At 74.1% G+C, this 13076-nt stretch carries 12 protein-coding genes and 2 pseudogenes; 8 read left to right on the top strand and 6 right to left on the bottom strand.

Annotation, left to right across the window (positions count from 1 at the left end):
* Positions 1 to 35: 35 nt before the first annotated feature.
* The 4 genes and pseudogenes from ACOV8S_RS11230 to ACOV8S_RS11215 all read right to left on the bottom strand — a co-directional run bounded on the left by ACOV8S_RS11230 (position 36) and on the right by ACOV8S_RS11215 (position 4020).
* A pseudogene (locus ACOV8S_RS11230) lies at positions 36 to 1051 on the bottom strand (2-hydroxyacid dehydrogenase).
* A gap of 106 nt (positions 1052 to 1157) precedes the next feature.
* Complete coding sequence (locus ACOV8S_RS11225; RefSeq protein WP_108953822.1) at positions 1158 to 1823, bottom strand: response regulator; 666 nt, start codon at positions 1821 to 1823, stop codon at positions 1158 to 1160.
* Between the two features lie 32 nt (positions 1824 to 1855).
* Complete coding sequence (macS, locus tag ACOV8S_RS11220; protein ID WP_448317916.1) at positions 1856 to 3046, bottom strand: MacS family sensor histidine kinase; 1191 nt, start codon at positions 3044 to 3046, stop codon at positions 1856 to 1858.
* A 221-nt stretch (positions 3047 to 3267) separates the two neighbouring features.
* Entirely contained in the window at positions 3268 to 4020 is a 753-nt protein-coding gene (locus ACOV8S_RS11215; protein WP_448317915.1) for a lysophospholipid acyltransferase family protein, read from the bottom strand.
* A gap of 174 nt (positions 4021 to 4194) precedes the next feature.
* On the opposite strand from ACOV8S_RS11215, the gene ACOV8S_RS11210 reads away from it, so the two are divergent.
* Both ACOV8S_RS11210 and ACOV8S_RS11205 read left to right on the top strand, forming a co-directional pair.
* Positions 4195 to 5001 (top strand): alpha/beta hydrolase, encoded by an 807-nt coding sequence (locus ACOV8S_RS11210; protein ID WP_448317632.1) that lies wholly within the window; start codon positions 4195 to 4197, stop codon positions 4999 to 5001.
* Positions 4994 to 5617, top strand: coding sequence for a hypothetical protein (locus ACOV8S_RS11205; RefSeq protein ID WP_448317631.1), 624 nt, complete (start codon positions 4994 to 4996; stop codon positions 5615 to 5617). Before ACOV8S_RS11210 ends, ACOV8S_RS11205 begins: the two co-directional genes overlap by 8 nt.
* Positions 5618 to 5760: 143 nt before the next feature.
* Here the strand turns inward: ACOV8S_RS11205 and ACOV8S_RS11200 are convergent, their stop codons facing one another.
* A complete protein-coding gene (locus tag ACOV8S_RS11200; protein WP_448317630.1) occupies positions 5761 to 7560 on the bottom strand; it encodes an AMP-dependent synthetase/ligase in 1800 nt (599 codons plus the stop codon).
* A gap of 306 nt (positions 7561 to 7866) precedes the next feature.
* Between ACOV8S_RS11200 and ACOV8S_RS11195 the strand changes: the two genes are divergently transcribed.
* From ACOV8S_RS11195 to ACOV8S_RS11170, 6 genes are all read left to right on the top strand, one after another.
* Positions 7867 to 8685 (top strand): metallophosphoesterase family protein, encoded by an 819-nt coding sequence (locus ACOV8S_RS11195; RefSeq protein ID WP_448317629.1) that lies wholly within the window; start codon positions 7867 to 7869, stop codon positions 8683 to 8685.
* A 93-nt stretch (positions 8686 to 8778) separates the two neighbouring features.
* A complete protein-coding gene (locus tag ACOV8S_RS11190; protein WP_448317628.1) occupies positions 8779 to 9222 on the top strand; it encodes an SRPBCC family protein in 444 nt (147 codons plus the stop codon).
* 19 nt (positions 9223 to 9241) lie between these two features.
* Positions 9242 to 10429, top strand: coding sequence for an ArsA-related P-loop ATPase (locus tag ACOV8S_RS11185; RefSeq protein ID WP_448317627.1), 1188 nt, complete (start codon positions 9242 to 9244; stop codon positions 10427 to 10429).
* An 86-nt stretch (positions 10430 to 10515) separates the two neighbouring features.
* Complete coding sequence (locus ACOV8S_RS11180; RefSeq protein ID WP_448317626.1) at positions 10516 to 10995, top strand: DUF5304 family protein; 480 nt, start codon at positions 10516 to 10518, stop codon at positions 10993 to 10995.
* Between the two features lie 53 nt (positions 10996 to 11048).
* Positions 11049 to 12002: an ROK family glucokinase gene (locus ACOV8S_RS11175; protein ID WP_166027173.1), complete on the top strand. Its 954-nt coding sequence runs from the start codon at positions 11049 to 11051 to the stop codon at positions 12000 to 12002.
* A gap of 11 nt (positions 12003 to 12013) precedes the next feature.
* Positions 12014 to 12778 carry an endonuclease/exonuclease/phosphatase family protein gene (locus ACOV8S_RS11170; protein ID WP_448317625.1) on the top strand — a complete coding sequence of 255 codons (765 nt, stop codon included), beginning with the start codon at positions 12014 to 12016 and terminating at the stop codon, positions 12776 to 12778.
* Between the two features lie 9 nt (positions 12779 to 12787).
* Here the strand turns inward: ACOV8S_RS11170 and ACOV8S_RS11165 are convergent.
* Positions 12788 to 13076 (bottom strand): annotated as a pseudogene (locus ACOV8S_RS11165) (hypothetical protein); the annotation flags it as partial.

Here is a 13076-nt window from a genome sequence, read left to right as displayed (position 1 = left end):
GGCGGTACCGGGGGCTCGGCGGGGGGCGCCGTGGCTCAGGCGGACGGCCTGGGCGCGAGCACGTTCTCCGAGCGGCGGCCGGCCAGGTAGTCCAACACGTTCGACGCGGTGGTGTGCGCGATCTGCCCCACCGCGTCGGCCGTGTAGTAGGCCTGGTGGCCGGTGACCAGGACGTTGGGGAAGGTGACCAGGCGGGCCAGGGTGTCGTCGTCGACGAAGTCCAGCGACTTGTCGTGGAAGAACAGGCCCTCCTCCGCCTCGTAGACGTCCAGGCCCACTCCGGTGAAGCGGCCCGCCCGCAGTTCGGCGACGAGCGCGGCGGTGTCCACCAGGCCGCCGCGGCTGGTGTTCACCAGGATCGCGTCGTCCTTCATGATCCGCAGGGAGTCGGCGTCGATGAGGTGCTGGGTCTCGGGGAGGAGCGGCACGTGCAGGGTGATCAGGTCGGAGCGGGCCAGCAGGTCCGCGGTCGGCACGTAGGTCATGCCGAGTTCCAGGCACTCGGGGTTCTCGCCGATGTCCCAGCCCAGCAGCCGCATGCCGAAGCCGTGGGCGATCCGGGCGAAGGCCGCGCCGATCTTCCCGGTGCCGATCACCCCGGCGGTGCGGCCGTGCAGGTCGCGGCCCATCAGGCCGCTGATGCGGAAGTCGAAGTCGCGGGTCCGGCGGGCGGCCCGCGCTATGTGCCGGTTGCAGGCGAGCGCCAGCGCCCAGGCGTGCTCGGCGACCGCGTACGGCGAGTACGAGGAGACCCGCGCGACGGTCATGCCGAGCTGCTCGGCGGCGGGCAGGTCGATGTTGTTGAAGCCGGTGGAGCGCTGGGCGATCAGCCGGGTGCCGCCTGCCGCGAGCGCCCCCAGCACCTCGCGGTCCAGCTCCGCGTTGACCGGGCTGACCACCACCTCGTGGTCGAGGGCCAGGGCGGCGGTGTCCGCGTCGAGATTGACGTCCAGGCAGCGCAGTTCGTGCCCGAGCGGGCCCACCGCCTCGCGAAGGCCGCCTCCAGGAGCGGCTTCTCGTCGTACTGGACTCCGAATGCGAGGATCTCCATGCAGCCGACCCTACGAGCCCCCCGCCGCGCCCGCGAGCGGCCCAAGGGCCCTTTCGGCCAGGGCCGGCCGGCCCTGGCCCCGGCGCCGTTCCGATGCAGGCGCCGGTCAGTCCTCGTCCAGGCCCGTCTCGATGGCGTAGCGCACCAGCTCCACCCGGTTGTGCAGCTGGAGCTTGCCGAGGGTGTTCTGCACGTGGTTCTGGACCGTCCGGTGGGAGATCACCAGCCGCTCGGCGATCTGCTTGTACGACAGCCCCTTGGCGACCAGGCGCAGCACCTCGGTCTCGCGGTCGGTGAGCCGGGGCGCGGGCGTGGCGGGGGCCGGCTCGGGCGGTCCCGCGGCCAGCCGCCGGAACTCGCCGAGCACCAGTCCGGCCAGGCCGGGGGTGAAGACGGCCTCGCCGACGGCGGTGCGGCGGACCGCGTCGAGCAGTTCCTCGGTGGACGCGGACTTCACCAGGTAGCCGGTGGCGCCGGACTTCACCGCCTCCAGCACGTCGGCGTGCTCGCCGCTGGCCGACAGCACCAGCACCCGCAGCGAGGGGTCGGCGCCCACGAGTTCGCGGCACACCTCCACGCCCGGCTTGAGCGGCAGGTTGAGGTCGAGCACCAGCACGTCGGGCCGCACCGCGCGGGCCCGCCGCACCGCCTGCTCGCCGTCGCCGGCGGTGGCCACCACCTCGAGCCCGGCTCCCGCCAGGTCCCGGGCGACCGCGTCGCGCCACATCGGGTGGTCGTCGACCACCATCACCTTCAACGGGCTCTCCCCCATCGGTTCAGCTCTCCTCGCCTGTTCGCAGGCCCTCAGGCCTTCGGGACCCTCAACTCGACCTCGGCGCCCTGGCCGGGGACCGAGAACAGCTCCGCGGTGCCGCCCAGATCGCGCAGCCGGCCGCGGATGGACTGGGCGACGCCCAGTCTCCCCTCCCGTTCGGCCGCGTCCAGCCGGCCGGGCGGGATGCCGGGGCCGTCGTCGCGGACGGTGACGATCACCTGGTCGGGTTCGTCCTCCAGCAGGATCCAGGCCCGCGCCTCCTCGCCGGCGTGGGCCCGGACGTTGTCCAGCGCGGCGCCGACCGCGGCGGCCAGTTCACGGGCCACGCCGGCCGGCAGCTCCACCGGGGTGCCCGGCTCGGCGAGGGCGATCCGGGAGCTGGTGGCGTGCCCGGCCAGCAGGGCGCGCACGTCGACGGGGGTGTCCGGGTCCTCCTCGCCGTGGTCCGCGTCCGCGTCACCGGGGGAGCCGGACGCCAGGGCGCGCGGGGCGGCGTCGCGGGGGCCGGGCAGACCCCGGGAGATCAGGGCGCGCAGCGCGGACTCCTGCTCCCCGGCCAGGCGCACCAGTTCCACGGTGTCCGCGCCGCCGCCGGCGACGCCGTCGGCCGCCCGCCTGCGGATCATGGCGAGCACCTGCAGCACGCCGTCGTGGATGTCGCGGGCCAGCCGCTCCCGCTCGCGGGTGGCGGCCTCGATCTCCAGGGCGCGGGCCAGCGTCCGCTCGGAGGCGCGGGCCACCTCGACGACGTAGCCGATGGCGATGGCGGCGACCCAGACCAGGACGACGTTGTGCAGGGTGTCGCGGGTGGGCGCGCCGCGTTCCACCAGGTTGGCGGCGGCCACCAGAGTGGAGGCGAAGGCCGCCCAACGCCAGCCGCCCTTGACCGCGAAGGCGAGCACCGATCCGGCGGTCCATATCGACGGCAGGGTGGGCCCGCCGGCGTGGATGCGGGCGGCGGAGTCGGCGAGCGGGGTGAGCAGGATGCCGACGACGGCGATCGTCAGGTCGACGCCCAGGAAGGCGCGGGTGCAGCTGCGGGCGTCGGAGACCTTGCGCACGGTGGCCAGGGTCCACACCGCCAGCACCACGTAGTAGCCGACGGCCAGGCCCGGCCGGACGAATTGCTGGTGGGCCGCGGCGAACAGGCCGACGGCGTACAGCATCGTCAGCACCCGGTAGGCGGTCAGCGCCTGCCAGAGCGGCTGCTCGACCGACATCCTGCCGCGGGGTTCCCCCGTCACGTCGTCTCCCCCGTACGACCGGCGCGTCTCCGGCCGGCTCCCCCGTACGACCGGCCCGTCCCGGCCGGTCTCCCCTGACGACCGGCCTGTGCCCGGCCGGTTTCCCCCGTCCGGCCGTCCTCGGCCGGTCTCCCCCGCGTCGGCCCGGCCGTGACCGGGCTCCCCCCGCTCCCGGCGCGGGTGGCGCCGGGTACGGGTCAGCCGGCGTCCGACGCCTTGGCGGAACCGGCGGTGGCCTCCGCGCGCTCGGCCGCCTTCGCGGCCTTGGCGGCCTCCGCCAGCTGCCGCTTGGCGGCGGTGGCGTACATGTCGACGTACTCCTGGCCGGACAGCTTCATCAGCTCGTACATGACCTCGTCGGTCACCGCGCGCAGCACGAAGCGGTCGTTGTCCATGCCCTGGTAGCGGCTGAAGTCCAGCGGCTTGCCGATCCGGATGCCCGGGCGCATCAGCTTGGGCATCGCCCGGCCGGGCGGCTGGATCTTCTCCGTGTCGATCATCGCGACCGGGATGACGGGGGCGCCGGTGGCCAGCGCCACCCGGGCCAGGCCGCCGGGCTTGCCGCGGTAGAGGCGGCCGTCGGGCGAGCGGGTGCCCTCGGGGTAGATGCCGAAGAGGCCGCCGTTCTCGATCACCTTGATGCCGCTGCGGATCGCGGCCTCGCCGGCGCCGCGGCCGCCCTCGCGGTCCACCGGGAGCTGGCCGACGCCCTTCATGAAGGCGGCCGTGAGACGTCCCTTGACGCCGGGGGTGGTGAAGTACTCCGCCTTGGCGATGAAGGTGACCTTCCGGTCGAGCATCACGGGCAGGAAGATGGAGTCCGAGAAGGACAGGTGGTTGCTCGCGAGGATCGCGGGCCCCTCGGCCGGGACGTTCTCCAGGCCCTCGACCCAAGGCCTGAACGCGACTTTCACCGGTGCCCCGATGATCGCCTTCATTATTTCGTAGATCACCCGACTGCCCTCCTGTGCATCGGGTCCGAACCTTATCCCGAGGCCGCGGCAAACGCTCGACGCCCCTGGCCGGTGCAGGCACGGTCGCGTACGGTGAAGTACCCACTTCATCCCTGTGCCGTGCGGGTACCCGCTACCCGGCGGCACGACTCAGTCACGAGGAGACCGAAGGTGCCGGTCCTTCCCGGAGCCGAGCCGTTCCGCCACGACGGCGGGGAGATCGGCGTGCTGCTCTGTCACGGCTTCACCGGTTCGCCGCAGTCGATGCGCCCCTGGGCGGAGTACCTCGCCGGGCGCGGCCTGACGGTGTCCCTGCCGCTGCTGCCGGGTCACGGCACGCGGTGGGAGGACATGCAGGTCACCGGCTGGCAGGACTGGTACGCGGAGGTCGACCGCGCGCTGCGGGAGCTCACCGCGCGCTGCGAGAAGGTCTTCGTCTTCGGCCTGTCGATGGGCGGCGCGCTCGCCCTGCGGCTGGCCGCGAAGCACGGCGACGCGGTCAGCGGTCTGGTGCTGGTCAACCCGCTGAACAAGATCCACGGGGCGGCCGCCCGGGTGCTGCCGGTGGTGCGGCACCTGGTGCCCACCACCAAGGGGCTGACCAGCGACATCAAGAAGCAGGGCGTGCTGGAGACCGGCTACGCCAAGGTGCCGCTGCACGCCGCGTACTCGCTGGCGGTGTTCCTGCGGATGCTGGACGGCGAGCTGCCGCAGGTGACGCAGCCGCTCCTGGTGCTGCACAGCACGGTCGACCACGTGGTCTCCCCCGCGGACTCCGCGCGGATCCTCGCGCGGGTCTCCTCGGTGGACACCACGGAGATCGTGCTGGAGGACAGCTACCACGTGGCCACGCTGGACAACGACGCCGAGCGGATCCACGAGGAGAGCGCGGCGTTCGTGGAGCGGCTGGCTTCCGGGGCGTCGGGCGAGGGGCCCGGCGATCCGGGTGACCGGGAAGGGACGGCCCCCGTTGGCTGAGGACGGCGCCGGGCGGGACCCGGACCAGGAGCAGGACCCCGAGCTTCCCGCGTTCGACGAGAAGGCCGCGTGGGAGGCGATCGTCGCCTCCTACGGCGAGGAGCCGCCGGACCCTCCGGGGGTGAGACCGTACCGCCCCGTGCAGGACCTGGCGCTGCCCGAGCCGGACGCCGACGGGACCGGGGGTGACGCGGAGCTCGCCGTCGCACCCGCCGGTGCGGAGGGCGACGCGGCGGCCGAGCCGGAGCCGGACCCCGAGGCGCGGCCGCTGGGCGGGTCCGTGACGTTCGCGCCCGGCGTGGGCGCGGGGGCCACGGCGACGGCGCCGCCGGCCGGTCCGCGGGACTTCGAGCTCGCGGAGCCGGCGGAGGAGGACCACTTCGTCCCGCCGGAGCCGCCGCCGCTGCCGGAGGCGGACGCGACGGCCAAGTTCGCCTGGCTCGGGGTGATCGGCGGGCCGGTGCTGCTGCTGCTCGCGGTGCTGCTGGGGTGGCACATGTCGTGGTGGCTCACGACGGTGTGCGTCGGCGGGTTCCTCGGTGGCGCGGCCGCCCTGGTCCTGCGCATGGACCCCGACGCCGACGACGACGACCCCGGCCGCGGCGCCGTCGTCTGATCCACGGCGTCCCCCCGGGACATCTCCGAGCCCCTGCGGGCGGCGGGAGAACGACGGAAAGGGGGCCCGGACCATGACGGTCCGGGCCCCCTTTTCCATGCGGCCATGCGCCTATGCGCCCGTGCGCCCGTGCGCCCTTGCGGTCAGCGCTGGTAGAGGGCCTCGATCTCGTCGGCGAAGTCCTTCGCGACGACGTTCCGCTTCAGCTTGAGGGACGGCGTGAGGTGCCCCGACTCCTCGGAGAACTGCCCCGGCAGGACGCGGAACTTGCGGACCGACTCCGCCTTGGAGACCGCCGCGTTCCCGTCGTCGACCGCCGACTGGATCACCGCCAGCAGGTCCGCGTCGTCGCGCAGCTCGGCCGGGGTGGTCCCCTCCGGCTTGCCGTGCTCCGCGCACCAGCGGCCGAGGAACTCCTCGTCCAGCGTGACCAGCGCGGCGACGAACGGCCGGCCGTCGCCGACGACCATGCACTCGGCGACCAGCGCGTTCGCCCGGATCCGGTCCTCGATCACCGCGGGGGCGACGTTCTTGCCGCCGGCCGTGACGATGATCTCCTTCTTGCGGCCGGTGATCCGCAGGTAGCCGTCCTCGTCGAGGGTGCCGAGGTCGCCGGTGTGGAACCAGCCGTCCTCCAGGGCCTCCGCGGTGGCGGCCTCGTTGTTCCAGTAACCGCTGAAGATGTGCTCGCCGTGCAGCAGCACCTCGCCGTCGTCGGCGATGCGGACGACCGACCCCGGCAGCGGCTGGCCGACCGTGCCGATCTTCTGCTTGTCCCACGGGTTGAAGGCGGTGGCCGCGGCGGACTCGGTGAGGCCGTAGCCCTCGAGGATGGTGAAGCCGATGCCGCGGAAGAAGTGGCCGAGCCGCTCGCCCAGCGGCGCGCCGCCGGAGACCGCGTACTCGCCGCGGCCGCCGAGGACGGCGCGCAGCTTGGAGTAGACCAGCTTGTCGAAGACCTTGTACTTGACGCGCAGCCCGAAGGACGGGCCCGACGGGTCGTCCAGGGCGCGGCTGTAGGCGATGGCCGTGGCGGCGGCCTTGTCGAAGATCTTGCCCTTGCCGTCGGCCTGCGCCTTCGCGCGGGCCGAGTTGTAGACCTTCTCGAAGACCCGCGGGACGCCGAGTATCAGCGTCGGGCGGAACGAGGCCAGCTCGTCGGTGAGGTTCTTGATGTCCGGGACCAGGCCCAGGCGGATCGGCGCGAGCATCGCCGCGATCTCGACCAGGCGGCCGAAGACGTGGGCGAGCGGGAGGAACAGCAGCACGGAGCAGCGGCCGGTGTCGAACAGCGGGCCGAGGCGCTCGACGGCGTTGCCGGCCTCCGCGAACCAGTTGCGGTGGGTGAGCACGCAGCCCTTGGGGCGGCCGGTGGTGCCGGAGGTGTAGACGATGGTGGCCGGGTCGTCGGCCTTGGCGAAGCGGCCGCGCTCCTCGAGGGTGTCCTCGGAGACGTCCTGGCCGAGCCGGCCGAGCTCCTCGACGGCGCCGTCGTCGAGCTGCCAGACGTGCTTGAGCGCCGGGAGGGCCCCGCGGACCTGCTCCACGGCGGCCGCGTGCAGCGGCGTCTCCACGACCACGGCGGTGGCGCCGGAGTCGCCGAGTATCCACTGGATCTGCTCGGGGGAGCTGGTCTCGTAGACCGGCACGGTGACCGCGCCCGCGCTCCAGATCGCGAAGTCCAGCAGCGTCCACTCGTAGCGGGTGCGGGAGATCAGCGCCACCCGGTCGCCGGGCTGCACGCCCGCGCCGATGAGGCCCTTGGCCGCGGTGTGCACCTCGTCGAGGAACCTCTTGGCCGTGACGTCCTGCCAGGCGCCGGCGTCGTCCTTGCGGGCGATCACCGCGGTGTCCGGGTGCTGCGCGGCGTTTCTGCGGACCAGGTCGGTCAGGTTGCCGTCCGCGGGGACTTCGTAGAGAGCCGGAAGGCTGAACTCGCGCAAGACTGCTGCTCCTCATTGGCGCCGACGCCACGACGTTGTGTGAGTGCGACGGTGCGGTCCATGGCTGGGGCGCGTGCCGGGAGGGGTGGGGACATGGTCCGCCCCTGGACCTGGCACTACGGGACTGTCCGGACGTTACTCCTGGGTAGGTTCGCTCCGAAAGAGCGTCCGGCTCCGATGTTCGCCGCGTCACACGACTGGTGTTCCATTGCGCACAGTAGTCCACGCCATTCTCGAGGTGCCAGAGTAACCGCAGGTCCGACCGCCTCTGTTCACGGTTGCACCACACGCCTAGGCTTCGTCGGCATGGCAGTGACACCCCTCGGTGACCGGGTCGCACGTCCCGGCGCCGGCAGCACCCGGATCCACGTGGTCAGCGACGTGCACGGCAACACCCGCGATCTCGCGAGGGCGAAGGACGGGGCCGACGCGCTGGTCTGCCTCGGCGACCTGATCCTCTTCCTGGACTACGCCGACCACTCCCGCGGCATCTTCGGTGACCTCTTCGGCCGCGAGAACGCCGATCGCATCGTCGCGCTGCGCACCGCCCGCCGCTTCGAGGAGGCGCGGGAGTTCCAGGCGGCGCTGTGGGCGACCAAGGACGAGGACCGGTCGGTGCTGATCGAGCGGGCGGTCCGCCGGCAGTACGCGGAGATGTTCGCGGCCATGCCCGCCCCGACGTACGCCACGTACGGCAACGTCGACGTCCCTGGGCTGTGGCCCGAGTACGTCCAGGAGGGCACCACCGTCCTGGACGGGCAGCGGGTGGAGATCGGCGGCTGGACCTTCGGCTTCGTCGGCGGCGGCCTGCGCACCCCGATGCGCACGCCCTTCGAGATCGACGACGAGGAGTACGAGGCCAAGCTGGCCGCGCTCGGCGAGGTGGACGTGCTGTGCACGCACATCCCGCCGGAGGTCCCCGACCTGGTCTACGACACGGTGGCGCGCCGCTTCGAGCGCGGCAGCCGCGCCCTGCTGGACGTGATCCGCCGCACACGGCCCCGCTACTCGCTCTTCGGCCACGTCCACCAGCCGCTGCGGCAGCGGATGCGCGTCGGGTCCACGGAGTGCGTGAACGTCGGCCACTTCGCGAGCACCGGCCGGCCGTGGGTCCTGGAGTTCTGAGCCGCCCGCCCCGACGCGGCTCCGGACCGTCTCCCCACGCGCGGTAGCCTGCAACCGCAGACCTGCCCGGCCGGATCTGGAGGAGCTACGGCGATGGCGGAACACACCAGCTCGAACATCACCATCGGGGCCGCACCGGCCGCTGTGATGGAGGTGATCGCCGACTTCGCCCGCTACCCCGAGTGGACCGGTGAGGTGAAGGAGGCCGAGGTCGTCGCGACCGACGGCCAGGGCCGCGCGGAGCAGGTCAGGCTGGTGATGGACGCCGGTGCGATCAAGGACGACCAGACCCTGGCCTACACCTGGAAGGGCGTCGACGAGGTGTCCTGGACCCTGGTGAAGTCGCAGATGCTGCGCTCCCTCGACGGCACCTACGCCCTGCGCGACCTGGGCGACGGCTCCACCGAGGTCACCTACACCCTCACCGTGGACGTCAAGATCCCCATGCTGGGCATGATCAAGCGCAAGGCCGAGAAGGTCATCATCGACCGGGCGCTGGCCGGCCTGAAGAAGCGCGTCGAGACGAAGGCGGCCTAGGACCGGGCCTCCCCCGCTCATGCGGATCCTGCTGATCACCGGGCCCGGCGGATCCGGCCGGACCACGGTGGCCGCCGCCACCGCCCTGCGCGCGGCCCGCGAGGGCGCCCGCACCCTTCTGCTGACCTGCGACGACGCCCTGCCCGCCGGGCTCGTCCCCGACGGCGTGCCCGGCCTCGCGGTGCGCCGGACCGACCCCGCCGAGGGGTTCCGCGACGTGCTCGCCGCCCTCCAGGGGCAGGCCGGGGCCGCCTTCGACCTGCTCGGCGCGCGCCCGCTGGAGCGCGACGAGATCACCCCGCTGCCCGGCGCCCGTGAGCTCGCCGTCCTGGCGGCCCTGCGGGAGGCGGCGCGCTCCGGCGCCCACGACCTGCTGGTCGTCGACCTCCCCGCCGCCCCCGAGGCCCTGGCGCTGCTCGCGCTGCCCGGCGAGCTGCGCCGCTACCTGCGCCGGCTGCTCCCGCAAGAGCGGCAGGCGGCCCGCGCGCTGCGGCCGCTGCTGGGCCGGCTGGCCGGGGTGCCGATGCCCTCGGAGCGCCTGTACGACTCCGCCGCCCGCTGGGAGGAGCAGCTCGCCGAGGTCGAGGACCTGCTGGGGCGGGCCGAGGTGCGGCTGACCGCCGAGCCGGGGCCGTCCGCCCTGGAGGCGGTGCGCGCCGCGGTGCTCGGCCTCGCCCTGCACGGCCTGCGCCCCGGAGCGCTGCTGGCCACCCGGGTGGTGCCCGACGCGAGCCCCGGCACCTGGCTGACCACGCTCGCCGCCCAGCAGCGCAAGGCCCTCGACGAGTGGGCCGCGGCGGGCTTGCCCGTCCGCCCCGTCCCGCACCTGGGCCGTGAGCCGCGGGGCGCCGACGACCTGGCCGCCCTGGGCGTGCCGGGCGCCGGCGTCGCCGCTGCACTCCCCGGAGTCTGCGCCGCCGGGGCGGCCGGGTCCTGGGCCGTCGAGCGGCCGGTGGAGGACCGGACCGCCGAGGACGGCTCCCTGGTCTGGCGGATCCCGCTGCCCGGCGCGGTCCGCGAGGAGCTGGAGCTGGTGCGCCGGGGCGACGAGCTGCTGCTCGCCGCGGGCCGCTTCCGCCGGGCCCTCGCCCTGCCCCCGGCGCTGCGCCGCTGCACGGTGACCGGGGCGGCGCTGCGCGAGGGCGTGCTCGCCGTACGGTTCGTCCCGGACCCCGCGGTGTGGCCCCGCCCTTCCGCCGAGCGCTGAACGGCGGCAGGGCGATGGCGGTACGGTCGAAGGTGTCCGAGCCCCCGTCGAGCGGGGCACGACGGAGAACGGGAGAAGGGGCCGGGATGAGCGAGAAGCCAGAGGGACGCACCGGCGACTCCGACGCCTGGGCCGACGCCTGCGCCGAGGACCTGCGGGCCGAGCAGGAACGCCACCGCGAGCGCCGGGGCGCCGGTGAGGCGACGGGGTCGGCCGCCGAGGAGCTGCGCAAGCTGGCCTCCGCGGTCGCCGACCGGCTGGCCTCCTTCCAGGGGCAGGCGCAGCTGCTGGGCGCCGCCGAGCAGGTCGTGCGGCAGGCCAGGGCGGCGGTGGAGCCGGTGGTCGAGCGCAACCCGGACGTCTTCCGTCATCTGTCGGCGGCCGGCTCCGAGCTGATGGCCGCCTACCGCAGCGCCGTGCAGTCCCAGGAACGCCGCTGGACCGCAGGTGAGGAGCCTCCCGCCGGCCGTCCCGGCGGCTCCTCCCGGGCCCCTTCCGCCGACCGTCCCGAGGACGACGGCGAGGGCGGCGGGCCCGCCGGAGGACAGCGGATCGACGTGGACTGATCGCCCTCCGGTACGGTAAGCCCCAGCGGGCACGACCATTTACCGAGGGACACATGGGACTCACCATCGGCGTCGACATCGGCGGCACCAAGATCGCGGCGGGAGTCGTCGACGAGGATGGCAACATCCTCTCGACCTTCAAGGTGCCGACCCCCGACACGGCCGAGGCCATCGTCGACGCCATCGCGTCCGCGGTGGACGGCGCCCGGGCCGGCCACCAGATCGTCGGCGTGGGCATCGGCGCCGCCGGCTACGTCGACCGGCAGCGGGCCACCGTCTACTTCGCGCCCAACATCGACTGGCGTCAGGAGCCGCTCAAGGCGAAGGTGGAGGCCCGCGTGGACCTCCCCGTCGTCGTCGAGAACGACGCGAACGCGGCGGCCTGGGGCGAGTACCGGTTCGGCGCCGGCCGGGACAACCGCAACGTCATCTGCATCACCCTGGGCACCGGCCTGGGCGGCGGCATCATCATCGGCGACAAGCTGCGCCGCGGTCACTTCGGTGTGGCCGCCGAGTTCGGCCACATGCGGATGGTGCCGGACGGCCTGCTGTGCGGCTGCGGCAAGCAGGGCTGCTGGGAGCAGTACGCCTCCGGGCGCGCCCTGGTCCGCTACGCCAAGCAGCGCGCCTCGGCCACCCCGGGCAACGCCGAGCTGCTGCTCTCCCTGGGCGACGGCACGCCCGAGGGCATCGAGGGCAAGCACATCTCCACCGCCGCCCGCCAGGGCGACCGGGTCTCGGTGGACTCCTACCGGGAGCTGGCCCGCTGGGTCGGCGCGGGCCTGGCCGACCTGGCCTCGCTCTTCGACCCGGAGGCCTTCATCATCGGCGGCGGCCTCTCCGACGAGGGCGAGCTGCTGCTGGAGCCGGTCCGCAAGTCCTACCGGCGCTGGCTGGTCGGCGGCGGCTGGCGTCCGGTCGCCGAGGTCAACGCGGCCACGCTGGGCGGCAAGGCGGGCCTGGTGGGCGCGGCCGACCTGGCCCGGCAGCCCGCGGCCCCGATGTAGGTCCGCGCACGGTGACGGCCGACGCGCCTGTTCCGCTTCCGGCGTCCGGGACCGAGGCCGACGGGTCGGCCGTGGTCCGGGCGTTGTCCTACAACGTGCGGTCGATGCGCGACGACACGGCGGCGCTGGCCCGGGTGATCCGGGCCTGCGCACCGGACCTCGTGCTGGTGCAGGAGGCCCCGCGGTTCGCGGGCTGGCGCGGGCGGCTGGCACGGCTGGCCCGCGGGTCGGGCCTGGTCGTCCTCTCCGGTGGTGCCCCCGCCGCCGGGCCGGCCCTGCTGTGCTCCCTGCGGACGACGGTCGAACGCACCGAGGACGTGCTGCTGCCGGTGACGCCCGGCCTGCACCGGCGGGGGTTCTCGACGGCGGTGGTGCGGTTCGGGCCCGCCGCCCGGCTCGGCGTCCTCAGCTGCCACCTCTCCCTGCGGTCCGCCGAGCGGTACGAGCAGGGGGGCATGCTGCTGGAGCGGGTCCGCTCGCTGGGGGTCCCGCACGTCCTGGCGGGCGGCGACCTCAACGAGCGGCCCGGTGGCCGTACCTTCCGCCGGGTCGCGGCCGAGCTGCGGGACTGCCGTCCGGCGGCCCCGTGGGGCGGCGAGTTCACCTCCCCCGCCCACGACCCGGTCCAGCGCATCGACGCCCTCTTCACCACCCCGGGCATCGAGGTCCTCGGCTGCGGCGTCCCCACAGACCTGCCCGGCCTCACCCCGTCCGACCTCCGCGCCGCCACCGACCACCTCCCGGTCCTGGCGGCGCTGCGGGTGCCCGCGTCCTGACGGGCGGGCTCAGCCGGTCCGCACGGACTCCCGCGGGGGCTCCGCCTCGCCGGCGGGCCCCTCGGCCTCCCGTTCGGGGACGTCCGCGCTGCCCACGGTGACCTCCCACAGGCGGTCGGCGGCCATCAGGGTCGCGGCGACCAGCAGCCCGTTGCGCAGGAACAGCAGCACGAGCCCGAGCGGCGTGCTGCCGACGACGTCGCCGAAGTAGAGCGGGAACTCCACCAGCGTCACCCCGCTCGCCGCGACCAGCACCCAGGCGGCCGGCCCCACCCCGCTGCCGCGGAAGGTCACGCAC

Source organism: Streptomyces sp. CO7 (genome assembly GCF_053474865.1).
Note: the sequence above shows the minus strand (reverse complement) of the source record. Positions and strands in the feature narration are given on the sequence as shown.

Coding starts and splice junctions, on each gene's coding strand:
- ACOV8S_RS11225 (WP_108953822.1), bottom strand. CDS start 1,823: ATGGGGGAGAGCCCGTTGAAGGTGATGGTGGTCGACGACCACCCGATG.
- macS (WP_448317916.1), bottom strand. CDS start 3,046: ATGTCGGTCGAGCAGCCGCTCTGGCAGGCGCTGACCGCCTACCGGGTG.
- ACOV8S_RS11195 (WP_448317629.1), top strand. CDS start 7,867: ATGGCAGTGACACCCCTCGGTGACCGGGTCGCACGTCCCGGCGCCGGC.
- ACOV8S_RS11190 (WP_448317628.1), top strand. CDS start 8,779: ATGGCGGAACACACCAGCTCGAACATCACCATCGGGGCCGCACCGGCC.
- ACOV8S_RS11185 (WP_448317627.1), top strand. CDS start 9,242: ATGCGGATCCTGCTGATCACCGGGCCCGGCGGATCCGGCCGGACCACG.
- ACOV8S_RS11180 (WP_448317626.1), top strand. CDS start 10,516: ATGAGCGAGAAGCCAGAGGGACGCACCGGCGACTCCGACGCCTGGGCC.
- ACOV8S_RS11175 (WP_166027173.1), top strand. CDS start 11,049: ATGGGACTCACCATCGGCGTCGACATCGGCGGCACCAAGATCGCGGCG.